Source organism: Bradyrhizobium sp. NBAIM18 (assembly GCF_020193825.1).
Taxonomy (GTDB): domain Bacteria; phylum Pseudomonadota; class Alphaproteobacteria; order Rhizobiales; family Xanthobacteraceae; genus Bradyrhizobium; species Bradyrhizobium yuanmingense.
In genome coordinates this window covers 58,780-84,509 of the sequence record NZ_JADYVO010000003.1, presented here as the reverse complement: position 1 = coordinate 84,509, position 25,730 = coordinate 58,780, and the positions used below count along the sequence as shown (strand labels likewise).

Here is a 25,730-nt window from a genome sequence, read left to right as displayed (position 1 = left end):
AATGGCGAGTAGTGTGGAGACAATGATGTCAACGAAGATTTCGGATACAGCGCGCGAGAAGGGGATCAAATACTTTCTGATCTCCTATGCCGATCTGTTCGGCGTGCAGCGGGCCAAGTTGGTGCCGGCCGCGGCGATCGACGGCATGGCCAAGAACGGCGCGGGATTTGCCGGCTTCGCCACTTGGCTCGATATGACGCCTGCTGATCCGGATCTGTTTGCCGTGCCGGATCCCGATACGCTCATCCAGTTGCCTTGGCGGCGCGAGGTCGGCTGGTTGGCCGCCGATCCCTGGATGAACGGCAAACCGGTTGCGCACGCGCCGCGTAACGTGCTCAAGCGCAAGATCGCGGAGGCTGCGAGCGCCGGCCTGACGATGAAGACCGGCGTGGAGTGCGAGTTCTTCCTGCTGACCGAAGATGGCCGCGAGGTCTGCGACACCGCCGACCGGCAGACGAAGCCCTGCTATGATCAGCAGGCGCTGATGCGGCGCTACGATGTCATCAGTGAGCTCTGCGATGCCATGCTGGAGCTGGGCTGGCAGCCCTATCAGAACGATCACGAGGATGCCAACGGCCAGTTCGAGATGAACTGGCAGTTCGCCGAGGCGCTGGTCACGGCGGACCGGCATGCCTTCTTCAAATACATGGCGCGCTCCATCGCCGAGAAGCATGGCCTCCGCGCGACCTTCATGCCGAAGCCGTTCATCTCGCTGACCGGCAGCGGTTGTCATGTGCACGTGTCGCTGTGGAAAGGTGAGCGAAACCTGTTCGAGGACGAAGGCGGCGACCTCGGCGTCTCCGAGCTCGGCTATCATTTCCTCGGCGGCGTGATCAATTCGGCTGACGCCCTGGCCGCTATCCTCAATCCTTCGGTCAATTCCTACAAGCGTATCAATGCACCCCGAACGGTCTCGGGCGCGACCTGGGCGCCGAACTCGGTCACCTACACCGGAAACAACCGAACCCACTTGATCCGAATTCCCGAGGCCGGCCGTTTCGAGCTGCGGCTCGCCGACGGTGCTGCCAATCCCTACCTGCTGCAGGCCGCGGTTCTATCCGCCGGACTCGACGGCCTCAGCAACAAGCGAGATCCCGGAAAGCGACTCGACATCAACATGTATACCGAGGGGCACACCGTGACCTCGGCCAAGCGGCTCCCGATGAATCTGCTCGATGCCTTGCGAGCGCTCGAACATTCAAGCGTGCTGCGGGATCATCTCGGGGAGTTCGTACCCGCCTATCTCAAGCTGAAGCATGAGGAGTGGAACGACTACGCACGCCATCTGACGCAATGGGAGCGAGACAACACTCTGGACTGTTGAGTCGCAACAGGTGTTCAGCACTGGCGCGATGGGAAGCCGGCACGCGCCGTATCACACACAGACGATCTGGAGGACCAAGTACCAAACCATTTGCTCGTCAACGAACCATCATTGTCGGTCCAGGGGATCGGTGGCAATTGCGGCAGGTAGGATGCATATGGCATCACTTTCGCAAGCGTCACCCTGCCCGGGTACCGAGCGAGAAAAGCCTTGTTCATTCCGCCGTCGAATCCGCTGTAGATCGGGGCAACTGGCACGTTGTCTTCAAGCAATTGCGCGTACGCGCGCTCGTCGGCGCGCCGTTTTTCCAGCGCCCTTCGCGCGATTTCCGGATTGACGACAAAGGGAGGGCATTTCTCGATCGGATTGAACACGAGAGGGTGCGGCGAATTCGGGGAAGGTTGCGCATCGAACACATAGCGGCGGTTACACACATCCACTCTGGGTTCGAGTTGTGTCGTCTCGAAATGATCGTTGCCGACCTTGAGCATTTCCCAGAAGGGCAGGTTGGGATTGTTTCGATGGCGCGCCAGATTCACCGGTGTCAGGCGGAACGGGTAGGCTTGGACCTGGAACGATGTTCGGCCGCCGCGGAACGAGTCACGCGCCAGCGAATAGATCTCGCTGATCTGCTCGTCCGTCATGGCATAGCAGCCACTCGACCAGCAGTCGCCGTGGATCATGAGGAAGCTGCCGTTTCGCTTGTTTGCCCTGTCGAAGCTGTTCGGATAGCCGAGGTTGATCGAGAGATAGAAATCGGAGTTGGGGTTCATCAACTCAGGCGTAACTGTATAAAAGCCTTCCGGAGCCTGTCGGTCGCCCTCGTACAATTTCGGCCCGAGATCGCCCGACCACCGGCAGATCGGATAGGTCTTCAGCAATTGGAAACGGCCGGCCGTGTCCTGCTTCCAGACTTCGAGCTCTGCCTCGTCCTTGAAAAGACGCACAAGGATAGGGGAATATTTCGGCATCTTCTTCTGTTCGAGCAGCGCGAGCAGCTCGGCCGGCAATTCCTGCGTCGCCTTGGCGGGCAGCGGCTTGCTGCTTTCGCCGAAGCATGTGGCAGGTGCTAAGGCAGCGGCAAAAGCCGCCGCCAGCACAATTGCGTGTCGGACCATGGCGCGTATCACTGCTGTACCTCCAGCCCGCCGCGCGCCGTTATTTCTCAAATCCGACGAACATCGTAGCCTCCTCGACCGACTTCCGCTCCGACACCATCGCATTTGCCGGAAAAGTCTATTCATTCTGCCCCCGATGTCGCCGAACCACCGGACGCTGTTTCAGCGGTTCGACACCGCGCCCGGCAAGCACGCGAAGGCGCAACACAAGTCGTTCGATTGCAGTACTATGGATCAATCGGACGACATCGTCTACGGAGTGCTCGACCTCGAGGCAATGTGCTCTTCGCAAGCCTCGCCCGTTCGGCAGGCTCAGCTGAGCTCGACGAGAGGTGATCGCGCTGGTGCACCGTGCCTCGCCGGTACCTCCGGCAGGCGCCCGGCGATCCATCACGGCGCCTGTACGCTTCAGCACGCGATGACACATCATGGTTCTGCTGCAAGATGGTCCCCGCTACGGGCGAACGCACGCGCTGGCGCGACCACCATTACTACAAGATGGCTGTCTCAGCGCGATTTTCATCTCGACGAACCGGCGTCGTCGCTAGCGACTAGCGCAGCACGACTTCTTGATCTGTCCAGCGAAGATAATGCCGCGGTGCAGCGCCTAGCTCGCGCTTAAACATGGCGGCGAATGCGCTCGGGCTGTCATAGCCCACGTCCAGCGCTACGCATGTGACGGGTTCGCCTGCGCCCAGGCGTGCCAAAGCTTCCAAGAGCCGCACGCGTTGTCGCCACACTGAAAAGCTCTGACCGGTCTCGCGGCGGAACAGCCTCGTCAGCGTTCGCCGGCTGAGGCTGTATTTGTCTGCCCAGTCGTCGAGCGTAAGGTCCGAGGAGGGGTCGCCAAGCACTGCCTTACAGATCGCCGCAAGGCGGGGGTCCGGTGGCACCTGCACGTGAAGCGTCACCTCCGGCATGTGTGAGATCTCGGCGAGCAGGAGTTCGAGAAGCTTGCCGTCGCGTCCGTCCTGGTCGTAGGTCTGCGGCATCCGCACCGCCTCGTCCATCAGGGCTTCGACGAGCGAGGATGCACGAATCAGGCGGCACGTCTCCGACGTTCCTCGTCGGCGATCAGGCGTGACATAGATCGTCTGGGCCTCGACTTCACCCCAGGCGCGCGACTGATGTACAACGCCAGCCGGAATCCATAAACCATGGCCGGGTGGAACCACGAAATGACCACGCTCGGTCATCATCGCCGTGACGCCGGTGATCTGCAGGACGAACTGGTCGCGCCGATGCGCGTGCCGCGTGCTGGTGCTCTCGTTTGGATAAGTTGCGGTCATCGCGGCGACCGGCCGCGCGATCGTCTGAAGTTGTCCGGCATAGTTGGCGGCCGCTGCGGGGCCCTCCTGTTTGCTGCAGGTGCGCAATTCGCCAGTCACATCTCGCCGCGCTACGACTTTCACGTGTCGTGAACTCCCGATCCAAGTCCTTTTCTGCAAGGCTCTTATGCATCTTCCGGGCCAGATATGGCCCGATCGCGATGGTTCTTGTCCCCGATCAGGTAGCGCGGGACAGGGCGTTTGGCAACAATGCTCGCGCCGGCCAGATTCGTCAAAGCCGAACGGCGTCTGGCAACGTCCTTCTCACGCCGATATGCGACACGGAGAGCTCGATGAACAGACGCGAATTCACCCAGGCCATGCTGGCCGCCGGCGCCGCTATCCCCTTCGGCATCACGCGAGCGGCCGGCCAGACCCGCGGTGGAACACTCAACACGATCATCCAGCCCGAGCCGCCGCTGCTGGTCACCGCCTTCAACCAGCAACAGCCGACGCTGACGCTCGGCGGCAAGATCTACGAGAATCTCAAATATGGCGCTGACCTCAAGCCGATGCCGGGCATGGCGCAGTCCTGGGAGATTTCGCCGGACGGGCTGACCTATACGTTCAAGCTGTTTCCCAACATCACCTTCCACGATGGCAAGCCGATGACGTCCGCGGACGTCGTGTTCAGCTGCATGAAGGTGTTGACCGAGACGCATCCGCGCGCGCGGCAGAATTTTGCGCGCGTCGCTTCGGCCGAGGCGCCCGATCCGCTCACCGTCGTGTTCAAGCTGAAGCAGCCCTTTGCGCCGTTCCTCGGCTGCTTTGACTGCACCTCGGCGCCGATCGTGCCAAAGCACATCTATGAAGGCACCGACTACCGCAAGAACCCGCTGAACGACAAGGCGATCGGCACCGGCCCATTCAAGCTGAAGGAATGGGTGCGCGGCTCGCATGTCCATCTGGTGCGCCATGAAGGATACTATCTGAAGGACCAGCCGTACCTGGATGAGATCATCTACCGCATCATCCCGGATTCGGCATCGCGCGCGCTGGCGCTGGAGAACGGCACGGTGCAACTCGCGCAATGGACCGACGTCGAGTTCTTCGACGTGCAGCGCTTCAAGGCGCAGAAGAACCTCGAAGTCACCACCAAGGGCTATGAGTATTTCGCGCCGCACCAGTGGCTCGAGATGAACAACCGTATCGCGCCGATGAACGACAAGCGCTTCCGGCAGGCGGTGATGCACCTGATCGACCGCGACGCGCTCGCCAAGCGGGTCTATTTCGGCAGCGCCAAGGTCGCGACCGGCCCGATCTCGTCCAAGACGAAATTTTACGACGGCAAGGTCAAGCGCTACGACTATTCGATCGACAAGGCCAAGGCGCTGCTCGACGAGATGGGGCTGAAGCCCGACACCAACGGCAAGCGCGCTGAGATCAAATACATCGTGCCGCCTTACGGCGAATCCTATCAGCGCGCCGGCGAGTTCTTCCGCCAGAGCTTTGCCCGCGTCGGCATCGATCTCGTCCTCGTCGGCACCGATATGGCGGGCTGGGCCGAGAAGGTCGGCAACTGGGACTATGAGATGACCCAAAACCTGCTCTACCAGCTCGGCGATCCCGCGCTCGGCGTCTCCCGCACTTACGTGTCGTCGAACATCAAGAAAGGCATCCTGTTCTCGAACACCGAAGGCTATTCCAACCCTGAGGTCGACAGGCTGTTCGACGAGGCCGCCGTCACGCTCGACGAGGCCAAGCGACTGGAGCTTTATTCCAAGGTGCAGCAGATCCTGGTCGAGGACGTGCCGGTCGCCTGGACGCTGGAGCTCGAATATCCCATCATCTACGACAAGGCGTTCAAGAACATCGTGTCGACCGGCATCGGCTCGCACGAGACTTTCGGGTCGGTCTACAAATCGTGATCCGTCTTGGCAGCGCGGCGACGATCGGGCTGATGGCACTGAGCCGAATTGTCCAGCTCGTCGCCGTCATCCTCGTCATCGCCACTTTCAACTTCGTGCTGGTGCGGGCCGCCCCTGGCGATCCCGCCCAGGTCATGGCCGGCCAATCCGGCGCGTCCGATCCGAAGCTGCTGGAAGATCTGCGCAAGGAATATGGGCTCGACAAGCCTTACGCCGTGCAGCTCGCAAGCTATCTCGGCCGCGTCGTCAGGCTCGACCTCGGCTATTCCTACCGCCAGCGCCGCGCGGTGGTCGATCTCATCCTGGAACGGCTGCCGGCGACGCTGCTGTTGACGGTGACGGCCTTCTGCCTCGCGCTGTTGATCGGCACGACCCTCGGCGCGCTCGCGGGGCTGGCGGCGGGCAGCGTGCTCGATACGGTTTTCACCGTGCTGTCGCTGGTGCTTTATGCGACGCCGGTGTTCTGGCTGGGGCTGATGCTGGTGCTGGTCTTCTCCGTGACACTCGGCTGGCTGCCGCCGTTCGGTTACGAGACCATCAACGTCAAGCTCTCGCCGCTGGAGCATGCGCTCGACATCGCCAAGCACATGATCATGCCGGTGACCTCGCTGGCGGCGATCTATCTCGCGATCTATGCCCGGTTGATGCGGTCCTCGATCATCGAGGTCGCCCAGCAGGACTTCATCAAGACCGCGCGCGCCAAGGGCCTGTCCGGGCCCAGCATTGTGGTCGGCCACATGCTGCGCAACGCGCTGGTGCCCGTCGTCACCGTGGCCGGCATGCAAGCCGGCGCGCTGGTCGGCGGCGCCGTGGTCATCGAGACGGTGTTCGCCTGGCCGGGCCTCGGCCGGCTGACCTTCGATGCGCTGCTCCAGCGTGATTATCCCGTGCTGCTCGGCATTTTTCTCATTCTCTCGATCGTGGTCATCGTGCTCAATCTGCTGACCGACCTGATCTACAGGCTGATTGATCCCCGCATGACGACAGGAGCTGCGTGATGGATGCGGTTCGCGCCTTCCTGCGTCATCCTAGCGGCATGGTCGGCCTCGCCGTGCTGCTTGTCGTGGTCGTCATCGCGCTCATCGCGCCCACCGTCTTTCCGGTCTCGCCCTGGGAAATGGTCAGCGCGCCGTTCACGCCGCCCGGCGAGGACGGCCTGCTGCTCGGCGGCGACACGCTCGGCCGCGACGTTGCGGCTGGCGTCGCCTATGGTGCCCGCGTGTCGCTCGTCATCGGCATCGCCTCGGCCATGGCGGCTATGGTGATCGGCGTCACGATCGGCGCAATTTCCGGCTATTTCGGCGGCAAGGTCGATCTCGTGCTGATGCGGGTGACCGAGCTGTTCCAGACTATCCCCGCTTTCGTGCTTGCGATCCTCTTGGTCGCGACCTTCAACCCGTCGCTGCTGACGATCATCCTGACCATCGGCGCCGTGAGCTGGCCGCCGCTGGCGCGCCTCACCCGCGCCGAGTTCCTGCGCCTGCGCAATCGTGAGTTCGTCGAAGCCGCGCTGTGCCAGGGTGAGGGCTCCTTGCAGATCGTGCTCGGCCATATCCTGCCCAATGCGATTTCGCCGATCCTGGTCGTGACCTCCCTGACGGTCGCCACCGCCATCCTGCTCGAAAGCGCGTTGTCCTTCATGGGCCTCGGCGATCCCAATCTGATGTCCTGGGGTTTCATGATCGGAGCCGGCCGCACCGTCATCCGTAATGCCTGGTGGATGAGCGTGTTTCCGGGGCTCGCGATCCTCATCACCGTGCTTGCCATCAACCTGTTCGGCGAAGGTCTCTCCGATGTGCTCAATCCGCGTGTATCGAGGCGCCGGTCATGAGCGAGGCCGTGCAAGCCAAGGCACCCGTTCTGTCGGTCGAGGGGCTCTCGATCGCGCTGCCCGAAGGCGGCGATCGCCCGTTCGCGGTCGAGAACGTCTTCTTCCAGGTCAAGCCCAACGAGGTCGTCTGTCTCGTCGGCGAGTCCGGCTCGGGCAAGTCGATGATCGCCCATGCGGTGCTGTCGCTGCTGCCGAAGAGCGTCAATATTGCCGCGGGCGCCGTGACTGTCGCAGGACAAGATCCGGCAAAGCTCGACCGGCAGGCGCTGCGCCGCCTGCGCGGCGGCGAAGCCGCGATGATCTTTCAGGAGCCGTTGTCCTCGCTGAATCCGCTCAAGCGGGTTGGCAGGCAGATCGAGGAGATGATCCTCACCCATCAGAAGCCGATGCCGTCGGCAATCGAGGTGCACGAACGCGTGCAGCAGCTCCTGACGCAGGTCGGCCTGCCAAATCCAAAGCTGCTTGAGAAGAGCTATCCGTTCGAGCTGTCCGGCGGCCAGCGCCAGCGCGTCATGATCGCGATGGCGATGGCCAACCGTCCGGCGCTCCTGGTCGCTGACGAGCCGACCACAGCGCTCGACGTCACCACCCAACGTCAGATCCTGCGGCTGATCGACGATCTCCGACGCGACCGCGGCATGGGCGTGCTGTTGATCACCCATGATTTTGGCGTCGTTGCCGATGTCGCCGACCGCGTCGTGGTGCTTCGTCACGGCAAGGTGGTGGAGCAGGGGACGGTCGAGGAAGTTCTGCGCAGTCCTAAGGCTGACTACACCCGCGAGTTGATCGATGCCGTGCCGAAGGCGCGGCTCGACGAGATCCGCCGCACCGCGGTCCATCCTACACCGCTGCTCGAAGTCATCGGTCTTGAGAAGACATTCCGGGTCAAGCGCGGCCTGTTGCAGCCGCCGCGCGAGGTCGTCGCGGCCGACGGCATCTCGCTGACCTTGTACGAGGGCGAGACGCTCGCCGTCGTCGGCGAATCCGGGTCCGGCAAGTCGACGCTCGGGCGCATGATCATGCGTTTGACCGAGCCGGATGGCGGTGCCATCCGCTTCAACGGCCAGGATCTGCGCCAGCTCCGCGGCGAGGCGCTCCGCCAGGCGCGAAAACAGCTCCAGATCGTGTTCCAGGATCCGTTTGCGAGCCTCGATCCGCGCCAGAAGGTCGGCGATGCCATTGCGCGCGGACCAATGGCCTTTGGCACGTCGCGCACGGAAGCGATGGAGCAGGCGAGAAAGCTGCTGGTGCGAGTTGGTCTCAACGCCGTCGCCGCCGATCGTTACCCCCACGAGTTCTCTGGCGGCCAGCGCCAGCGCATCTGTATTGCGCGCGCACTGGCACTCAAGCCGCGCGTGCTCATCGCTGACGAAGCCGTGTCGGCGCTTGACGTTTCCGTCCAGGCTCAGGTGCTGGCGCTGCTTGCCGAGCTCCGTCAGGAGATGAAGCTCGCCATGATCTTCATCACCCACGACCTGCGGATCGCCGCCGAGATCGCCGACCGCGTCATCGTGCTCCAGAAGGGGCGCATCGTTGAAGAGGGCGCGACCGCGGACGTTTTCACGGCCCCTCAAGCCGCCTACACACGCGAGCTGCTCGATGCGATCCCGGGCCGCGATTTCTTCGACCAGCCGGGCTTTGCCAGCGTGACCGGCGCACTACCGACAGCGAGGATGAGTTCATGACCGACAGCCGTCCCCTTCCAGCCGGCGCGCGCGAGCGCATCGAGGCCGCCGTGGATGCCGCCTTCGACGAGCAGATCGACACCACGATCGCGTTCACGGCAATCCCGAGCACGCGCGCGGCGGAGGCGCCCTGTCAGGACATGTTCGCAAAGCTGTTGCGCGATCGCGGCTACGAGGTCGATGACTGGGTCATCAACCAGGACGATCTGAAGGCGCTGCCGGGCTATGGTCCGGTCGAGACCGATTTCTCGCGTGCCCGCTCCGTCGTCGGCACCTGCCGGCCGGCCAGGGAAGAGGGCCGCTCACTGATCCTTCAGGGCCATTGCGACGTCGTGCCGGCAGGTCCGCTCGACATGTGGGAGCGGCCACCGTTTCAGCCGGTGGTCGAGAACGGTTGGCTCTATGGTCGCGGCGCCGGCGACATGAAGTCCGGTACAATCTCGGCGCTCTACGCGCTCGATGCGATCAAGGCCGCGGGCTACAGGCCCAAGGGCCGCATCCACCTGCAATCGGTGATCGAGGAGGAGAGCACCGGTCTCGGCGCGCTCTCCACACTTCAGCGCGGCTATCGTGCCGATGTCTGCATCCTGCCCGAACCGACCGACGAGAAGCTGATGCGTGCCCAGGTCGGCGTGATCTGGTTCCGCCTGAAAGTGCGCGGGATACCAGTCCATGTCGCACGCGCCGGCACCGGCTCAAATGCGATCAAGGCTGCAATCCACCTGATCCAGAAGCTCGAAGGTCTCGAGGCCGAATGGAACGAGCGCGCCAAGACGCACCCCTCGTTCAAATCGGTCGAGCATCCGCTCAACTTCAATCCTGGAATCATCAAGGGCGGTGACTGGGCCTCCAGCGTGCCCGCCTGGTGCGATGTCGATTGCCGCATTGGTGTGCTGCCCGGCTGGAAGATCGCCGACGCCCAGGCCGAGATCGTGGATTTCGTCGCCAAGGCGGCGCGCTCGCATCCATTCCTCGCCAACAATCCGCCGGAGATCGTCTGGTCCGGCTTCCTGTCGCCGGGCTACGAGGCGACCGAGATTCAGGAAAGCGAGGCGGTTCTCGCTCCGGTCTACGAGCACGTGTTCGGCCGCAAGCTGACCAGCTTCTCGTCAACCGCACTGACCGATGCGCGCTTCTATGGTCTCGATTTCGGCGTGCCTGCGTTTTGCTTTGGCGCCACGATGGAAGGCGCGCACGGCTTCAACGAGCGCGTCGATCTCGCCTCGGTCAAGCGCGTCACCAAGGCGCTTGCGCTGTTCACCGCGAGCTGGTGCGGCATCGAGGCCAATTAGCCGAAAGAAGGAAATTCACCGCAAAAAGGGAGGTTCGCGAATGGGCAGCCAGGGTGCAGGCGGCAAGCCGCCGGTCAAGACGCAAGAGGATCTGCGCGCGCATTTCGGGCAGCTCAGCCCGCTCGCCGAGAAGAAGGTTCTCAGCCATCTCGACAGGTTCTGTCGCGACTTCATCGCGCTTTCCCCGTTTCTCGTCCTTGCCACCAGCGACGGCAACGGTCATGCCGATGCAAGCCCGCGCGGCGACGCGCCGGGCTTCGTCGCCGTGCTCGACGACAAGACGCTGCTGATCCCGGACCGGCGCGGCAACAACCGCGTCGACACCTTCGGCAATATCATCGCTTCCCCCGGCATCGGTCTGATCTTCCTGGTGCCGGGGATCAACGAGACCCTGCGCGTCAATGGCCGCGCCGAGATTTCGCAAGATGCCGAGCTGTTGACGCCGCTCGCGGTGCAGAACGTGGTCCCAATCATCGGGCTGAAGATCCATGTCGAGGAAACCTATTTTCATTGTGGCAAGGCGCTGATGCGCTCGAAGCTCTGGAATCCGGCTGCTCAGGTCGAGCGCAACAGTTTCCCGACGCTCGGCCGGATCATCGCCGAGCAGACTGTCGCCATCGCGGTCGAAGAGGCCGAGAAGACGATGGAAGAAGGATATCGTACGAGGCTCTACTGAGAATGACCAATCTGATCTAGCGGTCCGCCCTGCAGAAGGTTTCGACGATACGCTACATGCTCGCGCCTGCCGCTCGTGAAATGTCTACGAGGTAGGTAGCGAGCGGCAGCACTGAGCGCACAGACGCGACGTATCCGAACGGAACGGCATCGTCAGCTTTCGGACGATTAGGCGGCTCCTCGCGCCCGCTTCATTGAACATTCAGTAAAGCAGTTTGCTAAACACGCGGCTATGGCCGACCTTCCTGCTCTCCTGTTGTTCAGATGGAGCGGATTCTCCTGCCGGGTGACGTCGGCGGTCGCATTCGGCAAGATCTTCCGGCATTTTCGCTGCGACTGCGAACATCCCGCTTGCGCGCCAGCGCCGCGGGTCTTTCGCCGGACTCGCGACAAACGAGGCTTGACGATCTCCGAAATTTAGTAATACGTTTAGTGTCACAAAAAACTAAACATCACGCATCGGGCCGATGTGTGGGAGGAGCCCAAGCCATTCCGGAGCCGTCTCCGGAAGCGGCCCGTCTCGTCCTTCACTCATCGTTCCTCAAACTCGGTTTCAGGGTCTTGGCGTCGTTCCGGCAGGACGCGCCAAGCGGGTTAGATGCTTCAACGAGAGAGGAAACGGATATGCGGACTTTCAATTGGTTGAGAGGCTCGGCGGCCACCACGGTTCTTGGGGTGGCGCTACTGGGGGGATTTGGCGGAGGCGAAGCTGCGGCCCAAGGTAAGCAGCTCACGCTGTGCTGGGCGGCATGGGATCCGGCCAACGCGCTGGTCGAGCTCGGCAAGGACTTCACCAAGCAATCCGGCATCGAGATGAAATACGAGTTCGTCCCGTGGACGAGCTATGCCGATCGCTTCCTCAATGAGCTCAACTCCCACGGCAAGCTCTGCGACCTGATTATCGGCGACAGTCAGTGGATCGGCGGCGCGGCCGAGAACAAGTGGTACGTGAAGCTCAACGATTTCTTCGACAAGGAGAAGATATCGATGGACGACTTCGTCCCGGCGACGGTCGTCGGCTATTCGCAGTGGCCGAAGAACTCGCCGAACTATTGGGCGCTGCCGGCCATGGCGGATGCGGTTGGCTGGACCTATCGCAAGGACTGGTTCTCGCGCCCGGATATCCAATCGGCGTTCAAGGCGAAGTACGGCCGCGATCTGGCGCCGCCGAAGACCTATGACGAGCTGAAGCAGATGGCGCAGTTCTTCCAGGGCCGCGAGATCGACGGCAAGAAGGTCTATGGCGCCTACATCTTCACCGAGCGCGGCTCCGAAGGCATCACCATGGGCGTGACCAACGTGCTCTACAATTACGGCTTCAGCTACGACAATCCCAAGAAGCCGTACCAGATGCAGAGCGTCGTCAATTCGGCCGACGCCGCCAAGGGGCTCGAGTTCTACAAGGAGCTCTATAAGTGCTGCACGGCGCCGGGCATGACCAACGCCTACATGCAGGAGGGGCTCGACGCCTTCAAGTCCGGTCAGGTGGCGATGCAGATGAACTGGTTCGCCTTCTTTCCCGGCCTCTACAAGGATCCGAATGTCGGCGGCGACAGAATAGGCTTCTTCGTCAACCCGTCCGGGCCGAACGGACACTTCACCCAGCTTGGCGGGCAGGGGATCTCGGTGGTCGCGACCTCCGACCGCAAGGACGACGCGCTCGCCTACATCAAATGGTTCGCGCAGCCCGCCGTGCAGCAGAAGTGGTGGCAGCTGGGTGGCTACTCGGCGCTGAAGGCCGTGGTCGACGCACCAAGCTTCCCGAAAAGCGCGGCGTTCGCGCCTCAATTCCTGGAGTCGATGGGCATCGTCAAGGACTTCTGGGCCGAGCCATCCTACGCCCAGTTGCTGCTCGACATGCAGAAGCGTGTGCATGACTACGTCGTCGCCGACAAGGGCACGGCGCAGCAGGCGCTCGATCTCCTCGTCAAGGATTGGACCAAGGTCTTCAAGGAGCAGGGCAAGCAGGTCGCCTCGCAATAGGCCGTAGGCCTTGCGTCGACGAAACGGTACCCCGGGGCGTGTGCGCCTCGGGGAACCCGAGCCAGCCAGCCGATGGACAAAATGACCACGATCCTTCAACCTGACGATGCTACGTTTCCCGGCATGAGCGAGCCCGCCAAATCCTGCACCGGGCGACCTGTCCGCGGACTGTCGGACCGGACAATCGCGTGGCTGTTCGTGGCGCCGACGATCGCGCTGTTGCTGGCGATCAACATCTTTCCGCTGCTGTGGATGATCCGGCTGTCCTTCACCAGCCTCAATCTCAGTATGTCCTATCTGCCGCTGCGCTTCGTCGGCCTCGACAATTTCACTGATATCTTGACCGACGAGGACGTCTGGTTCCGGCTCCAGACCACGGCGCAATTCGTGATCTGGTCGGTGGCACTACAGGTGATCATCGGCTATGGCCTGGCGTTGCTGATCAACCGCCAATTTCGCGGTCACAGCTTCTGGACCACGATCATCCTGCTGCCGATGATGCTGTCGCCGGCGGTGGTCGGCAACTTCTGGACGCTGCTGTTGCAGCCGCAGATCGGGCCATTCAACTACGTGATCAGCCTGTTCACCGGCGTGCCGCCGAGCTCGTTCAGCATGACCGGGCAGGTCTCGCTCGCGCCGTGGACCATCGTGCTGGTCGACACCTGGATGTGGGCGCCCTACGTCATGCTGATCTGCCTCGCCGGGCTTCGCTCCATCCCCGACTACATCTATGAGGCGGCCGAAGTCGACCGCGCCTCGGCCTGGCGGCAATTCTGGTCGATCACGCTGCCGATGACAGTTCCATTCCTGATGCTCGCCGTGCTGTTCCGCGCGATCGAGAACTTCAAGATGTTCGACATGGTCAATCTGTTGACGTCCGGAGGCCCGGGCTCCACCACCGAGCTGGTGTCGATCACGCTGAAGCGCGCCGCGTTCGAGAAATGGCGCACCGGCTATTCCAGTGCACTCGCCATCATCCTGTTCGTGACCGTGTTCGGTGCGGCCAACATCTACGTCAAAGCCCTCAACAAGGTGAAGCAACGATGACCGCCGCCCTCACCAAGTCCACCGCGCACTCCATTGTCGAAGCGTCGCCGCGCGCAAAGATGGTGGCGGGTGGCCTCGTCATCCTCTACGCCGTGATCACGATCCTGCCGCTGGTCTGGATCGTCGCCACCGCCTTCAAATCGCAGAGCGACGCGATCGCATATCCGCCCAAGGTGATCTTCGAGCCGACTCTCGAAGGCTTTGTGAACCTGTTCACTGTGCGCACCCGGCAGACGCCTGACTTCATCGCCAAGCTGCCGCCGCCGGAGACGTGGTACGACAAGCTCGTGCGCCAGCGCGACATGGTCATTGCCGGACCGTCGAAGGTCGTGCCGCGTTTCGTCAACTCGCTGATCATCGGGTTCGGCTCGACCTTCCTGGCGGTCTTTCTCGGCACGCTCGCGGCCTACGCTTTCTCACGCTTCCGCATTCCCCTGGCTAACGACCTTCTGTTCTTCATTCTCTCGACGCGCATGATGCCGCCCGTTGCGGTCGCAATCCCCATCTATCTGATGTACCGGCAGCTCAATCTGACCGACACCAGGCTCGGAATGATCCTGCTCTACACTGCCGTGAACGTCTCGCTCGCGGTCTGGCTGCTCAAGGGATTCATCGACGAGATCCCGCGCGAATACGAGGAGGCTGCTCTTGTTGACGGCTACACGCGGCTGCAGGCGCTGCGCAAGGTTGTGTTGCCGCAAGCCGTCACGGGTATCGCAGCCACCGCGATCTTCTGCCTGATCTTCTCCTGGAACGAATATGCCTTCGCGGTTCTCCTGACCAGCGGCGAGGCGCAGACCATGCCCCCCTTCATCCCCTTCATCATCGGAGAGGGCGGGCAGGATTGGCCGGCCGTTGCCGCGGCCACCACCCTGTTCGTCGTGCCGATCGTCCTGTTCACCGTGTTGTTGCGCAAGCACCTGCTGCGCGGCATCACCTTCGGAGCTGTGCGCAAATGAGCAGTTCTGCTGCAATCGCCAAAGGCTTGGTCTCTCGCTGGTTCCGACGCGGACCCTGGGAGACGGCTGCCATGACCCTGATCGGAGGAGGCATCGTCATGCTGGTGCAACCTTGGTCGATCGATCTCTACAGCTATTCCTTCGTGACGATCCTCGCCGGTACGCTCGGCTACGTCGTCGTGAGCCATTTTCCGGAATAGGGCGGCAGACATGGCACAGATCCGCGTCGAAAACCTGCGCAAGTCGTTCGATCAGTTTGCGGCCGTGCAAGGCTCCAACTTCACGATCGACGATGGCGCTTTCTTTGCGATGCTCGGCCCCTCCGGCTGCGGCAAGACCACCACCTTGCGCATGATCGCGGGCCTGGAGCTGCCGACCGAGGGCAGGATCCTGCTCGACAATGAGGACGTGACCTTCCAGCGGGCATCCGCGCGCGATATCGCCTTCGTGTTTCAGCTTTTCGCGCTATATCCGCACATGAACGTCGCCGAGAATATCGGCTTTCCCCTCAAGTGCCAGGGCATGGCCCGGCGCGATATTCACCAGCGGGTGCAGGAGACAGCCAAACTGCTGCGAATCGAGCATCTGCTGTCGAGCAAGACGTCGAAGCTGTCCGGCGGCGATCGGCAGCGGGTTGCGCTGGGGCGTGCCATGGTGCGGCGGCCAAAGGCTTTTCTGATGGACGAGCCGCTGGGCGCGCTCGATTCCGAGTTTCGTCATCTGATGTGCAGCGAGCTCCGCGATCTGCACGATCGCATCGGGGCGACCACCGTCTACGTGACGCATGACCAGCTCGAGGCGATGTCGATGGCGGACCGGATCGCCGTTATGAACCAGGGACGCGTTGAGCAGATCGGCCTGCCGCAGGAGATCTATGATCGGCCCGCGAGCATGTTCGTGGCCGATTTCATCGGCTCGCCGCCCATGAATTTTCTGCGCTTCGAGGCAGGTCTGCGCTGCGGCGATCGGACGATCAGCTTCCATGACACGAGCATCGCGGTGCCGGAGATCCGAGAGGATCGCGCCAGCGCCGGCATGGCACTCGGCGTTCGTCCGGAGCATATCCGCTTCGCCGACGCGGCACCCGTCCGCGGCGAGGTGTTTGGCGCCGAGTATCTTGGGACAACCCAGATTGTCACCGTCGACACCGCACATGGACGCATTGCGGCGCGGTTGCCTTCCAGCGCGCCCGTGCGGATCGGCGAGCGGGTCGGCCTTGAATTCCGTTCGGAACGACTCGCGTTGTTCGACGTCGCCAGCGGCCTTGCGATACGAACTGCCGCCGCGGGGAGCGCAGACCATGGCTGACGTCGCCCTACGCAACATCAGCAAGCGCTTCGGCGCGGTGGCGGCCGTGCGCGAGCTCTCGCTCTCGGTGAACGACGGAGAATTCATGGTGCTGCTCGGACCGACCGGTGCCGGCAAGACCACGACCTTGCGGCTGATCACCGGGCTCGAGACTCCCGATTTCGGCTCGGTCATGATCGACGGACGCGACGTGACGCTGGCTCCTCCGGGAGCGCGCGATATTGCCTTCGTCTTCCAACAATATTCGCTCTATCCGCATCTCACCGTCTATGACAACCTTGCGTTTCCGTTGCGCTCGCCCGCGCGACGGGTAGCGGAGCCCATCATCAAGAAGCGGGTCGAGCAGACGGCGGAGTTGCTGCATATCGCAAGCAAGCTGAACAATCGCGCAACCCGACTTTCGGGCGGCGAGATGCAGCGGGTGGCAATCGGTCGTGCGCTGGTCCGCGATCCCTCGATCTATCTGATGGACGAGCCGCTGTCGTCGCTGGACGCCAAGCTCCGTGCCGAGCTTCGGCTGGAGCTCAAGCGGATCCAGCTCGAGCTTGGTGCGACCATCCTCTACGTGACCCACGATCAGGTCGAGGCCATGACGATGGCGTCCCGGATCGGCGTGATCAAGGACGGCGAGCTGCTCCAGCTCGGCACGCCCCGGGAAATCTACGAGCGTCCCTCCTCGAGCTACGTCGCCTCGCGCCTCGGCACGCCCCAGATCAATTTCCTCCCCGCGCGGCTGTTGTCGGACGTGCCGCTGCCGCCGGGAACGGAGACAGTCGGTATTCGCACCGAGCACCTTCGCCTCGGGGCGCGCAACGGCGGGTCGATGGTCGGCCGCGTGCACCGGGTCGAGCACCTCGGCGAGCAGAATCACGTTCACTTGGACTATAAGGGAGAGATGCTGGTCACGCTTGCGGATCCGCACCAACCGCTGCATGCCGGTCAGGAGGTCGAGCTGGATCTGGTGCAACCACTCTGCTTCGACGGCGCCGGGCAGCGCCTCCCGGCGGTTCATTAGAGGATCAAACGCGATGTCGCTGCAACCCGAGACGTTCAAATCGCTGGTCAAGGTGGCCGCAGAGCGGGTCATTGCCAGCGCGCCGGAGCTCACGAGCCTGGACCAGGCGATCGGCGACGGCGACCATGGATTCAACATGAAGCGCGGGTTCGAAGCCGTGCTCGGCAAGCTCGATGCGATCTCCGAACAGCCGTTCGACGAGGCTCTGAAGACGATCGGCAAGACGCTCGTGATGACGGTCGGCGGTGCTTCCGGCCCGCTTTACGGCAGCTTCTTCCTGGCTGCAGGCGAGGCCCTCTCGCACGACAAGCATCTGCCTGAGGACATCGCTGATGTCTTCGGCAGCGGCGTGAACGCCGTCAGCGCTCGCGGCCGTTCGCACGCCGGTGAAAAGACCATGCTCGACGTGCTCGTTCCCGTGCTGGAGACGCTGAAGAATGCAGCCGGGCAACCGGACCTGATCGCGCGAGTCAACACAACGGCCGCAGAGGCGGTCGAGCGGACCGCGCCGATGCAGGCCACCAAGGGGCGGGCGTCGTTTCTCGGGCCACGCAGCGTCGGTCACATCGACCCCGGCGCGCGCTCGAGCTGTGTTCTCGTGCAGGCGGTATGCGCGAGTCTGGAGGGAAAGCAATGACTGATGCCGTGGGGATCGTGATCGTCTCGCATTCGAAGGACATCGCCAAAGGCACCGCCGACATGGTGCGGCAGATGGTCGGCAGCGAGGTCAAGGTGGCCTTCTGCGGCGGCAATCCCGATGGCGGGCTCGGCACCAGCGTGTCGCTGATCGTCGACGCCATCAACGATGCCTGGTCGGCGAAAGGCGTCGCGATCCTCGTCGATCTCGGCGGCGCCGAAACAAACAGCGAAATGGCGGTCGAAATGCTGGAGCCGGCACGCCGCGATCTCGTTGTCGTATGCAACGCGCCGATCGTCGAGGGCGCCGTGATGGCGGCGACCGAGGCGGCGGGCGGCAGCTCGCTGGCCCAGGTCAAGGCCGTGGCCGAGGAACTCTCTGCCGACTGATGATGCGTCGGCGAAACGATGATGGAATAAGACGATGCTGGATAAAGCGGACGGCCAGATTATCACCGAGAATGTGCGGCTGGTGCACGCGGTGGGCATGCATGCACGCCCGGCGGTCAAGCTGACCAAGCTGGCCAAGAAGTTCCAGGCCCAGATTTCCGTCCGGGTCGCGGGCGCGACCGAGTGGATCAATGCCAAGAGCGTGGCCAAGATCATGGCCATGCGCGCGGCTCACGGCAGCACGATCGAGATCAAGGCGTCGGGCAGCGACGCACAGGCTGCCGTCGCCGCCTTGGTCAACCTGATCGCAACCGACTTTCCGGACGAGGCGTCATAGCATGCAGGGAGGCGCCGCCGGACTGGCTTTTCGCGGCAGGACCGCCTCGATCGGCTTTGCCCACGGCCCGCTCGTCCGTGTCGATGCGGGCACGAACGGCGAACGGATCGCAGGCTCGCTGGTCGAGGAGGCGCTCGATCTTCGCAAGGCGATCGACGCGGCGAGCGGGCAGATCGCCGAGCTCGCCGCGATCGCGGGAGGTGAGGCCGCGCAGATTCTCGAGTTCCAGGTCGCGCTGCTGGAGGATGAGGATTTCATCGAAGCGATCTTCACGGCGATAAGCGAGGGAGATGCCGCCGACGTCGCATGGCGTTCCGCGCTCGACGAGCAGATTGCAGACTATAATTCGGCCGAGGACGAGTATCTGAAGGCGCGCTGCTCCGATCTTGCGGATCTACGCGACCGCATCATCAGCATCTTGCGCGGAGGCGGGGGCGAGGCCCCCAAGATACCGAGCGGTGCCGTCGTTTGCGCCGACGATCTGCCGCCCTCGCGTTTCCTGGAGATCGACTGGTCGACCGGCGGTGGTCTTGCGCTCCTGCGCGGTAGCCCCACGAGCCATGTCGCGATGCTGGCGCGCGCGCGGGGCATCCCCATGGTCGTGCAGCTCGGCGCCATTCCGGAGATCGGCGCGACGGCGCTGCTCGATGGCGAGGGCGCTACGCTCGAGCTCGATCCCAGTGCCGAGCAGCTGCGGCTGTTCGAGAAGCGGCGCGAAATTCATCGCAAGAGCCGGGCGTCCGCGCGGGCGATCCTGCGACGGCCGACCGCATCATGGCGCGGGGAGCGGATCAAGCTGCTCATCAACATCCAGCGCGTCGAGGATCTCGATCATGCCGACGCACAATATGCTGACGGCATCGGGTTGATGCGCACCGAGTTTCTGCTCGCAGAGCGCGGCGGCCTGCCCGACGAGGAGACGCAGTATCGCGCCTACGCTGCCGTTCTGCGCTGGGCCGATCGACGCCCGGTTACCATTCGCACGTTTGATGCCGGCGGCGACAAGCCGGTACCTGGATTCACCGTCGACGGTGAGGCCAATCCCTTTCTGGGCGTGCGTGGCCTGCGGCTTTGCCTCGCCCGCCCCGAGATATTCAGCGTGCAGCTCCGCGCGCTGGCGCGTGCGGCCGTGCATGGAAATCTCAGGGTCATGTTTCCGATGGTCACGGCGCCGGACGAGTTCGAGTGCGGACGGAAGCTGTTCGCCGAAATCGTGCAGCGCTTGCAGGCCGAGGGCATTGCCGCGATGCTCCCCGAGCTGGGAATCATGGTCGAGGTCCCGGCGGCGGCCCTGGCGATCGCGACCTTCAAGGCTTCCTTCTTCTCGATCGGATCGAACGATCTCGCGCAATATGTCCTTGCATGCGACCGTTCCAATGGAGCTCTCGCCCCCTTGATGGATCCCTTGCATCCGGCGCTCCTCGAACTGATCGCGCGAACCGCGGAGCACGGACGTCGCGCCGGAACCAGCGTCAGCCTGTGCGGCGACATGGCGAGCGACCCGCGCTGTCTGCCCGCGCTCCTGAAATGCGGCCTGCGCGAATTGTCGGTGAATGCGTCGGCGCTGGCGCAGATCAAACAGACAATCGACCGCTTGAGCAGCGGAGGCGGGCTTGGCTGATATGGCGATCGATGAACCGGCCGAGGCGGGCGCCGTTGCGGTTTACAAGCGCATCTTCAAGGAGGTGCTTGAGAGCCGCCCGTCAGGCATGCGGCTGCGTCTGGCCCATGCCATGGGCAAGAACCGCAGCTTCGTCAGCCAGATCAGCAACCCGACCTATCCGGTGCCGATTCCCGTGCAGCACCTGAACACGATCTTCGATGTCTGCCATTTCCCGCCGCAGGCGAAGGCGGCGTTCCTTCGTGCCTATACCCGTGCGCACCCGCGCCGGATCGGCCGCCTGACCGAGGGGGCGCATGAACGGACGCTGACGCTGCACCTGCCGGATCTCGGCAGCTCGAAGCGCAATGCGGAGCTCGATGCGCTGCTGCAGGAATTCGCGCGGCGTTTGAGTGCGATCATGCGGGAAAAATGAGCGCCAAGCTCAGAGCGACGAAGCGGGGAGGAGAACATGAAAAAGTTCATCAATTCGGTTGATGGCGTGCTCGCGGAGAGCCTCGACGGGTTGGCTTCGGCGCATGCCGATCTCGTGACGCTCGGGCCCGAGCGGAAATTCGTGCGGCGCCGCGAGCTCAATTCGCGGAAGGTCGCGCTCGTATCCGGCGGCGGTAGCGGGCACGAGCCGCTGCATGCGGGCTTCGTCGGCTATGGCATGCTCGATGCGGCCTGTCCGGGGCAAGTCTTCACCTCGCCGACACCGGACCAGATCGTCGAGGCGGCGCAGGCCGTTTCGGGCGATGCCGGCGTGCTTTTCATCGTGAAGAACTATGCGGGCGATCGCATGAATTTCGAGATGGCGGCCGAGATTTCGGAGGGTCGCACGGCCACCATCGTCACCGACGATGACGTCGCGGTCGAGAATTCCACCCACAGCATCGGCCGCCGGGGTGTGGCCGGCACTCTGATCGTCGAGAAGATCGTCGGCGCGGCGGCCGAGAAGGGTGCTGACCTCCAGGCTTGCGTTGCACTCGGCGAGCGCGTCAACGCCCGGACGCGCTCGATGGGGGTGGCCCTGACGAGTTGCACGGTTCCGGCTGCAGGCACGCCGACCTTTGTGCTCGCCGAGGACGAGATGGAAGTGGGTGTCGGCATCCATGGCGAACCGGGTCGCCGCCGCGTCAAGCTGGAGCGCGCCGATGCGATCGCTTTTGAGATGACAACTGCCATTGCCGGGGATCTCGACGCCCGCGATGGCAACGAAGCCCTGCTTCTCGTCAATGGATTTGGCGGAACGCCCGCGATCGAGCTCTATCTGATGTACAACGCGGCGCGGCGGATGCTCGAAAAGCGCGGCTTGCGCATCGCCCGTTCGCTGGTCGGCAGCTATGTCACCTCGCTGGACATGGCGGGGTGCTCGCTCACCGTGAGCCTGCTCGATACCGAGACCCGGGCGCTGTGGGACCATCCCGTGCGCACGGCCGCGTTGAAATGGTGATGGCGGCTGCGAACGGCTGTTGATGATTTCGATCGTGCTCTGGCGGACGATCGGCCGGGGCCACGCCTCACGCATGCACTCGGGAATTCTCCCGGTTCACCCTCCCTGAAACTTGCCGTGTCCCTTGGACACGGCTTCTTTTTTTGGGGCCGTAGACAGCTATTTCCCTCTCCGCCCCAGGCTGCGGGGTCCAACGAGTGCTTTACGCTGGAAATCTCTCTTGTGCCCCCATGATAGACTGGACCAACTGACGTGTAGCGGCGAGAGCGTCAATCCCAAACGCACAACATGGATCTACCAATCAGGCGATTGTGCGCGAAGATATACGATTTCCTGCGTTTCACACGCCAACTGATTCAGCCTTCCAGCACCGGAGCCCGCAGCGCGATAGTTTTCCCATCCGGCTGCCGGTCGGCCGTCAGCTGATGTTGTTCAACGTACGGGCGATGGCAGCAAAGATTTCGGCGATCTGTTCCTATGCGGCAGCCGACGCCGATGTCCTGGTCACGTCCGCGCCCTATCTGGCAAAGCCCAGGGATGTGCAGGTGCAGATTGCGGCAGCCGAAGCCGACAGACGTAGTGCGCGGCTTGGTCCGAGGAAGGACGCAATCGCTCCGGCATTGACGTAGCTGGAGCAGATCGCCTCGCTATTTGGATGGGCTCTTGGTTTCGGCGTGACCTCCGAGGAGCAGAATGAGCCCGGCGGTGACGATCGCGATGCCGATCCATTCGATGGTTGTAGGAACCTCGCCAAGTATCGGTATCGCCAACAGCGTTGCACTGGCCGGTACCGCCGCAGCCAGACCGGCCGAGGGCGTAGGCCCGAGAATCCTGACGGAAATGGAGAACAGGATGACCGCCAGGAAACCTGGGCCCAAGCCCTGGAAGGCGGCCTGAAGCAGTATGGTCGACCACGGCGCATCCTGCATGGTGGAAGGAAGAAAGAAGAACCAGACCGGTACGAAAAGTAGCGCGTTCGGCACGCTGACCAGCACCAGCGCCTGGCGCGCTTCGATCTGCCAGTGCTTCACGCCCACAAAGTAGATCGAGAGCACGGCTGAGGCTGCGAGGAAGAACCCGATGGCCGATGCCACGCTGTTGCCGCCGGCGCGCATGCCTGGAAGGGCAACGAGCACTGCGCCGACAAGCAGAATGAGAACTGCAATGAGTTGCCGCCGGGACGGCACGCGCCGTGCGAAAAGCAATCCCAGCAGAATGGTGAAGATCGGCAGCGAGCCGTTGGCGAACGCTCCCCCGTATGCCGCCGACGCCCCCTTCAACCCGAAGTACATCAAAATGCTGTATAGCGCGCCGGGACCACAAATTGACATCGACAAGATTGCGTGCAGCGGCAGGTGGCGCGGCCACCAGGCCTTGGCGAACGGAAGAACCAGGGCGCCGGTGACCAGGAACCGAAGTGCGGTCAAATCGAAGGGTGTCAGGCCGGATTGCATGCCGGCTCTCGAGAAGACGAGAAAGCCGGACCAGATGCAGAACACGCCAGCTGCGCTCAGGAGTCCGAAAATTCGCTCGTTCGATTTGGCTACAGGTGTCAAGTCCGTGTCCGATTGCTTGGAGTATATCTTAGCGCACTTGAAACACCTGCGAGTATCAAGATGCTCTCCGCAACATGCTCCTCAAGGGTGACGCCATGGTGAGCGATCCTCGGGAGTTTTTCTAGCCGAGAGTTCCGCAAGCCGCTGGGGCAGCCCGGCATTCGCGAGAAACAGGAGGGTGCGTTGAACGATCACGTCGAGGGCGGCAACCGCCGGCTTGCTGCAGCCTATCCGGGCGTGCCGTTCTCGAATGAGTTCCTGTGGGCGGAGCCCGGCAAGCCAATCGCCATACCCGCTTGGAGGGTGTGCGAGAGATGACGTCGTAATCGGATCTCTGGGGGTGCGGCCACGCTGTGCGATGACGGAATCAAGGCCAGGAACACTTCCGGCGGCGCTCCGTTAGCGCAGCAAACGCCGGGAGTTGTCCATGACCAATTATCCAAAGCCGCCTTATCCTGCGCAGCAGCAGCCGATGCCGGGCTCGACGCGGGCCATGCAGCCGCGCCCGGATCATGGCGAGGAGAGTTACAAGGGCTCCGGCCGTCTTACCGGAAAGAAGGCCATCATCACGGGCGGCGACAGCGGCATCGGCCGCGCGGTGGCGATCGCCTATGCGCGTGAAGGCGCGGATATCGTCATCTCCTATTTGAACGAGGACGAGGATGCGGCCGAGGTCAAGGCGCTGGTCGAGCGGGAGAGACGCAAGGCCGTCCTGATCCCGGGCGATATCAGCAATCCCGAACATTGCCGCGCCATCGTGCGCCGCACCGTCGAGGAGCTCGGCGGCATCGACATCCTCGTCAACAACGCTGCCCATCAGGCGACGTTCAAGGACATCGCGGATATCAGCGACGACGAATGGCGGCGGACATTCGAGATCAACATCCACGCCATGTTCTATCTGGCTAAAGCCGCCGTCCCCCACATGCGACCGGGCTCCGCGATCATCAACACGGCCTCGGTGAACTCCGACATGCCGAACCCGAGCCTCCTGGCCTACGCCACGACCAAGGGCGCCATTCAGAATTTCACCGGCGGGCTTGCGCAGATGCTGGCCGAGAAGGGCATTCGGGTCAATGCGGTGGCCCCGGGTCCGATCTGGACGCCGCTGATTCCCTCGACCATGTCGGAGGAAAGGGTCAAGAACTTCGGCAAGCAGGTGCCGATGCAACGCGCCGGCCAGCCGGCCGAGCTCGCGACGGCCTATGTCATGCTGGCCGATCCGCTTTCGAGCTACACGTCCGGGGCGACGTTGCCCGTCACAGGTGGCAAGCCTTTCATCTGATCCGGGCGAGCACCGTGGCGGCACCGCACTACCGGCGCCGCCACTCTCAATCAGTAGCTTTCAATCACGCAGCGCTGGACGCCTTGGCGTTGACGCCTTTGCGCAGGGCCACCGTGTTCAGCTTGGTGTTGGCGGCCTTCTCTTCGTTCAGATTGGTGGTGAGGAAGCGCACGATGTCGTCGTGGCCGAGCTCTTCCGCCCAGGCGATCAGCGTGCCGTACCGGCACATTTCATAATGCTCCACCGCCTGTGCGTTGGCGACGATCGCGGCGTCCAGCACGGCCTTGTCCTCGATCTCGCCGGCGGTCTCGTCGGCTTCCTTGATCAGGCCGTCGATGGCCGGGCAATGCGTGCCGCTCGGCTCCTTGCCGAGCTTGGCGAAGACCTTGTCGAGGCGCTCGACCTGCTTGTTGGTCTCTTCCAGATGCGCCTTCAGCCCGGCGACGAGATCCCTGTTGGTGGCCTTGTCGATCATCTTCGGCAGCGCCTTCAGGATCTGCTGTTCCGCGTAGTGGATGTCTTGGAGCCCGTGCAGCAGCAGGTCTTCCATCGACTGGATATCCTTGGTGAAGAATCCCATAAAAGACGTCTCCTTTTCACAATGATGGCAGTGGAACGCGGAGCGGCCGCCGCTGTTCCATTCCCGTGTGCAGATCGGGAGAGCCGAATGAGCGATGGAGTGGATCATTTTGTGGGCCTGCTCGGACGTGCGGCGATGGACGTATGGGGCGACATGCCTCGCGACATCCAGGAGGCACTGTTCGAGACCGCGATGAAGGGCCGCGACACCGAGCGTGAGGAGCTGGCGCGATTGCTGCACGAGCGGCATCCGCGCACGCTGCATCCGGCCCGGCCGGGCTGACGCCGGCGCGCTGGGAACGAACATGCGATCTCCTGATTGGTGAATCGGGTGGCGCCACACGGGCTCCAACGAGGACCGCGGGGCGCATCGCCCGAGCCTGTCAACCTGTGAGTCGACCGACGTGACTGAGAATATCGGCAAATGGTACGACCCGATTTCGGAGCGGTGGATCGTG

At 63.0% G+C, this 25,730-nt stretch carries 26 protein-coding genes; 22 read left to right on the top strand and 4 right to left on the bottom strand.

The genetic code is table 11. From position 1 onward, the window contains the following. Positions 1–25 precede the first annotated feature (25 nt). Positions 26–1,324 (top strand): type III glutamate--ammonia ligase, encoded by a 1,299-nt coding sequence (gene glnT / locus I6F17_RS07905; protein WP_225130227.1) that lies wholly within the window; start codon positions 26–28, stop codon positions 1,322–1,324. A gap of 14 nt (positions 1,325–1,338) precedes the next feature. Here the strand turns inward: glnT and I6F17_RS07900 are convergent, their stop codons facing one another. Together I6F17_RS07900 and I6F17_RS07895 are read right to left on the bottom strand one after the other, a co-directional pair. Then, positions 1,339–2,442, bottom strand: a complete 1,104-nt coding sequence (locus I6F17_RS07900; protein WP_249782404.1) for a murein L,D-transpeptidase family protein — start codon at positions 2,440–2,442, stop codon at positions 1,339–1,341. Positions 2,443–2,993: 551 nt separating this feature from the next. Then, a complete protein-coding gene (locus I6F17_RS07895) occupies positions 2,994–3,854 on the bottom strand; it encodes a helix-turn-helix transcriptional regulator (RefSeq protein WP_225130225.1) in 861 nt (286 codons plus the stop codon). 209 nt (positions 3,855–4,063) lie between these two features. On the opposite strand from I6F17_RS07895, the gene I6F17_RS07890 reads away from it, so the two are divergent. From I6F17_RS07890 to I6F17_RS07800, 19 genes are all read left to right on the top strand, one after another. After that, positions 4,064–5,638, top strand: a complete 1,575-nt coding sequence (locus I6F17_RS07890; RefSeq protein ID WP_225130223.1) for an ABC transporter substrate-binding protein — start codon at positions 4,064–4,066, stop codon at positions 5,636–5,638. A 32-nt stretch (positions 5,639–5,670) separates the two neighbouring features. Then, complete coding sequence (locus I6F17_RS07885; RefSeq protein ID WP_050991902.1) at positions 5,671–6,636, top strand: ABC transporter permease; 966 nt, start codon at positions 5,671–5,673, stop codon at positions 6,634–6,636. Then, the gene (locus I6F17_RS07880) at positions 6,636–7,469 is read left to right on the top strand and encodes an ABC transporter permease (RefSeq protein ID WP_036041939.1); all 834 of its coding nucleotides are present in this window, start codon (positions 6,636–6,638) and stop codon (positions 7,467–7,469) included. The genes I6F17_RS07885 and I6F17_RS07880 overlap by 1 nt, the downstream gene beginning before the upstream one ends. After that, entirely contained in the window at positions 7,466–9,154 is a 1,689-nt protein-coding gene (locus I6F17_RS07875; RefSeq protein WP_225130221.1) for an ABC transporter ATP-binding protein, read from the top strand. The genes I6F17_RS07880 and I6F17_RS07875 overlap by 4 nt, the downstream gene beginning before the upstream one ends. After that, positions 9,151–10,446 (top strand): ArgE/DapE family deacylase, encoded by a 1,296-nt coding sequence (locus I6F17_RS07870; RefSeq protein ID WP_225130219.1) that lies wholly within the window; start codon positions 9,151–9,153, stop codon positions 10,444–10,446. The genes I6F17_RS07875 and I6F17_RS07870 overlap by 4 nt, the downstream gene beginning before the upstream one ends. 40 nt (positions 10,447–10,486) lie before the next feature. Next, positions 10,487–11,122, top strand: a complete 636-nt coding sequence (locus tag I6F17_RS07865) for a pyridoxamine 5'-phosphate oxidase family protein (RefSeq protein WP_036029306.1) — start codon at positions 10,487–10,489, stop codon at positions 11,120–11,122. A gap of 623 nt (positions 11,123–11,745) precedes the next feature. Then, on the top strand, positions 11,746–13,104 hold the full coding sequence (locus I6F17_RS07860) for an extracellular solute-binding protein (RefSeq protein WP_225130217.1): 1,359 nt from the start codon (positions 11,746–11,748) through the stop codon (positions 13,102–13,104). Between the two features lie 123 nt (positions 13,105–13,227). After that, entirely contained in the window at positions 13,228–14,151 is a 924-nt protein-coding gene (locus I6F17_RS07855; protein ID WP_225130253.1) for a sugar ABC transporter permease, read from the top strand. Further along, positions 14,148–15,110, top strand: coding sequence for a carbohydrate ABC transporter permease (locus I6F17_RS07850; protein WP_036041947.1), 963 nt, complete (start codon positions 14,148–14,150; stop codon positions 15,108–15,110). Before I6F17_RS07855 ends, I6F17_RS07850 begins: the two co-directional genes overlap by 4 nt. Then, positions 15,107–15,310: a hypothetical protein gene (locus I6F17_RS07845; protein ID WP_036041948.1), complete on the top strand. Its 204-nt coding sequence runs from the start codon at positions 15,107–15,109 to the stop codon at positions 15,308–15,310. Before I6F17_RS07850 ends, I6F17_RS07845 begins: the two co-directional genes overlap by 4 nt. Before the next feature lie 10 nt (positions 15,311–15,320). Beyond that, positions 15,321–16,418: an ABC transporter ATP-binding protein gene (locus I6F17_RS07840; RefSeq protein ID WP_225130215.1), complete on the top strand. Its 1,098-nt coding sequence runs from the start codon at positions 15,321–15,323 to the stop codon at positions 16,416–16,418. Continuing rightward, positions 16,411–17,433, top strand: a complete 1,023-nt coding sequence (locus I6F17_RS07835) for an ABC transporter ATP-binding protein (protein ID WP_225130213.1) — start codon at positions 16,411–16,413, stop codon at positions 17,431–17,433. Before I6F17_RS07840 ends, I6F17_RS07835 begins: the two co-directional genes overlap by 8 nt. A 13-nt stretch (positions 17,434–17,446) precedes the next feature. After that, entirely contained in the window at positions 17,447–18,070 is a 624-nt protein-coding gene (gene dhaL, locus I6F17_RS07830) for a dihydroxyacetone kinase subunit DhaL (RefSeq protein ID WP_225130211.1), read from the top strand. Further along, a complete protein-coding gene (dhaM, locus tag I6F17_RS07825; protein WP_036041954.1) occupies positions 18,067–18,459 on the top strand; it encodes a dihydroxyacetone kinase phosphoryl donor subunit DhaM in 393 nt (130 codons plus the stop codon). The genes dhaL and dhaM overlap by 4 nt, the downstream gene beginning before the upstream one ends. 34 nt (positions 18,460–18,493) lie before the next feature. Then, on the top strand, positions 18,494–18,796 hold the full coding sequence (locus I6F17_RS07820; RefSeq protein ID WP_225130209.1) for an HPr family phosphocarrier protein: 303 nt from the start codon (positions 18,494–18,496) through the stop codon (positions 18,794–18,796). 1 nt (position 18,797) lies between these two features. Beyond that, the gene (ptsP, locus tag I6F17_RS07815) at positions 18,798–20,417 is read left to right on the top strand and encodes a phosphoenolpyruvate--protein phosphotransferase (RefSeq protein ID WP_225130208.1); all 1,620 of its coding nucleotides are present in this window, start codon (positions 18,798–18,800) and stop codon (positions 20,415–20,417) included. Between the two features lies 1 nt (position 20,418). Beyond that, on the top strand, positions 20,419–20,832 hold the full coding sequence (locus I6F17_RS07810; RefSeq protein WP_225130252.1) for a hypothetical protein: 414 nt from the start codon (positions 20,419–20,421) through the stop codon (positions 20,830–20,832). 36 nt (positions 20,833–20,868) lie between these two features. Next, positions 20,869–21,852 (top strand): dihydroxyacetone kinase subunit DhaK, encoded by a 984-nt coding sequence (gene dhaK / locus I6F17_RS07805; RefSeq protein WP_225130205.1) that lies wholly within the window; start codon positions 20,869–20,871, stop codon positions 21,850–21,852. A gap of 311 nt (positions 21,853–22,163) precedes the next feature. Next, positions 22,164–22,481: a hypothetical protein gene (locus I6F17_RS07800; RefSeq protein ID WP_225130256.1), complete on the top strand. Its 318-nt coding sequence runs from the start codon at positions 22,164–22,166 to the stop codon at positions 22,479–22,481. Between the two features lie 18 nt (positions 22,482–22,499). Here the strand turns inward: I6F17_RS07800 and I6F17_RS07795 are convergent, their stop codons facing one another. Beyond that, positions 22,500–23,408 carry a DMT family transporter gene (locus tag I6F17_RS07795; protein ID WP_225130204.1) on the bottom strand — a complete coding sequence of 303 codons (909 nt, stop codon included), beginning with the start codon at positions 23,406–23,408 and terminating at the stop codon, positions 22,500–22,502. Positions 23,409–23,835: 427 nt separating this feature from the next. Between I6F17_RS07795 and I6F17_RS07790 the strand changes: the two genes are divergently transcribed. Then, positions 23,836–24,693, top strand: coding sequence for an SDR family oxidoreductase (locus tag I6F17_RS07790; RefSeq protein ID WP_225130202.1), 858 nt, complete (start codon positions 23,836–23,838; stop codon positions 24,691–24,693). Between the two features lie 64 nt (positions 24,694–24,757). Here I6F17_RS07790 and I6F17_RS07785 read toward each other — a convergent pair whose 3' ends face one another. After that, positions 24,758–25,273: a ferritin-like domain-containing protein gene (locus I6F17_RS07785; RefSeq protein ID WP_036008066.1), complete on the bottom strand. Its 516-nt coding sequence runs from the start codon at positions 25,271–25,273 to the stop codon at positions 24,758–24,760. Between the two features lie 87 nt (positions 25,274–25,360). Here I6F17_RS07785 and I6F17_RS07780 point away from each other — a divergent pair, with 87 nt between their 5' ends. Beyond that, positions 25,361–25,555, top strand: a complete 195-nt coding sequence (locus I6F17_RS07780) for a hypothetical protein (protein ID WP_036029310.1) — start codon at positions 25,361–25,363, stop codon at positions 25,553–25,555. The last annotated feature ends 175 nt before the right edge of the window (positions 25,556–25,730 follow it).

Bases quoted from the DNA above. Each gene is read 5' to 3' on its own strand.
- I6F17_RS07860 (WP_225130217.1), top strand. From the start codon at position 11,746: ATGCGGACTTTCAATTGGTTGAGAGGCTCGGCGGCCACCACGGTTCTT.
- ptsP (WP_225130208.1), top strand. From the start codon at position 18,798: ATGCAGGGAGGCGCCGCCGGACTGGCTTTTCGCGGCAGGACCGCCTCG.
- I6F17_RS07820 (WP_225130209.1), top strand. From the start codon at position 18,494: ATGCTGGATAAAGCGGACGGCCAGATTATCACCGAGAATGTGCGGCTG.
- I6F17_RS07790 (WP_225130202.1), top strand. From the start codon at position 23,836: ATGACCAATTATCCAAAGCCGCCTTATCCTGCGCAGCAGCAGCCGATG.
- dhaM (WP_036041954.1), top strand. From the start codon at position 18,067: ATGACTGATGCCGTGGGGATCGTGATCGTCTCGCATTCGAAGGACATC.
- dhaL (WP_225130211.1), top strand. From the start codon at position 17,447: ATGTCGCTGCAACCCGAGACGTTCAAATCGCTGGTCAAGGTGGCCGCA.
- dhaK (WP_225130205.1), top strand. From the start codon at position 20,869: ATGAAAAAGTTCATCAATTCGGTTGATGGCGTGCTCGCGGAGAGCCTC.
- I6F17_RS07780 (WP_036029310.1), top strand. From the start codon at position 25,361: ATGAGCGATGGAGTGGATCATTTTGTGGGCCTGCTCGGACGTGCGGCG.
- I6F17_RS07900 (WP_249782404.1), bottom strand. From the start codon at position 2,442: ATGGTCCGACACGCAATTGTGCTGGCGGCGGCTTTTGCCGCTGCCTTA.
- I6F17_RS07885 (WP_050991902.1), top strand. From the start codon at position 5,671: ATGGCACTGAGCCGAATTGTCCAGCTCGTCGCCGTCATCCTCGTCATC.
- I6F17_RS07855 (WP_225130253.1), top strand. From the start codon at position 13,228: ATGAGCGAGCCCGCCAAATCCTGCACCGGGCGACCTGTCCGCGGACTG.
- I6F17_RS07840 (WP_225130215.1), top strand. From the start codon at position 15,321: ATGGCACAGATCCGCGTCGAAAACCTGCGCAAGTCGTTCGATCAGTTT.
- I6F17_RS07875 (WP_225130221.1), top strand. From the start codon at position 7,466: ATGAGCGAGGCCGTGCAAGCCAAGGCACCCGTTCTGTCGGTCGAGGGG.
- I6F17_RS07785 (WP_036008066.1), bottom strand. From the start codon at position 25,273: ATGGGATTCTTCACCAAGGATATCCAGTCGATGGAAGACCTGCTGCTG.
- I6F17_RS07845 (WP_036041948.1), top strand. From the start codon at position 15,107: ATGAGCAGTTCTGCTGCAATCGCCAAAGGCTTGGTCTCTCGCTGGTTC.
- I6F17_RS07870 (WP_225130219.1), top strand. From the start codon at position 9,151: ATGACCGACAGCCGTCCCCTTCCAGCCGGCGCGCGCGAGCGCATCGAG.
- I6F17_RS07850 (WP_036041947.1), top strand. From the start codon at position 14,148: ATGACCGCCGCCCTCACCAAGTCCACCGCGCACTCCATTGTCGAAGCG.
- I6F17_RS07880 (WP_036041939.1), top strand. From the start codon at position 6,636: ATGGATGCGGTTCGCGCCTTCCTGCGTCATCCTAGCGGCATGGTCGGC.
- I6F17_RS07835 (WP_225130213.1), top strand. From the start codon at position 16,411: ATGGCTGACGTCGCCCTACGCAACATCAGCAAGCGCTTCGGCGCGGTG.
- glnT (WP_225130227.1), top strand. From the start codon at position 26: ATGTCAACGAAGATTTCGGATACAGCGCGCGAGAAGGGGATCAAATAC.
- I6F17_RS07865 (WP_036029306.1), top strand. From the start codon at position 10,487: ATGGGCAGCCAGGGTGCAGGCGGCAAGCCGCCGGTCAAGACGCAAGAG.
- I6F17_RS07810 (WP_225130252.1), top strand. From the start codon at position 20,419: ATGGCGATCGATGAACCGGCCGAGGCGGGCGCCGTTGCGGTTTACAAG.
- I6F17_RS07890 (WP_225130223.1), top strand. From the start codon at position 4,064: ATGAACAGACGCGAATTCACCCAGGCCATGCTGGCCGCCGGCGCCGCT.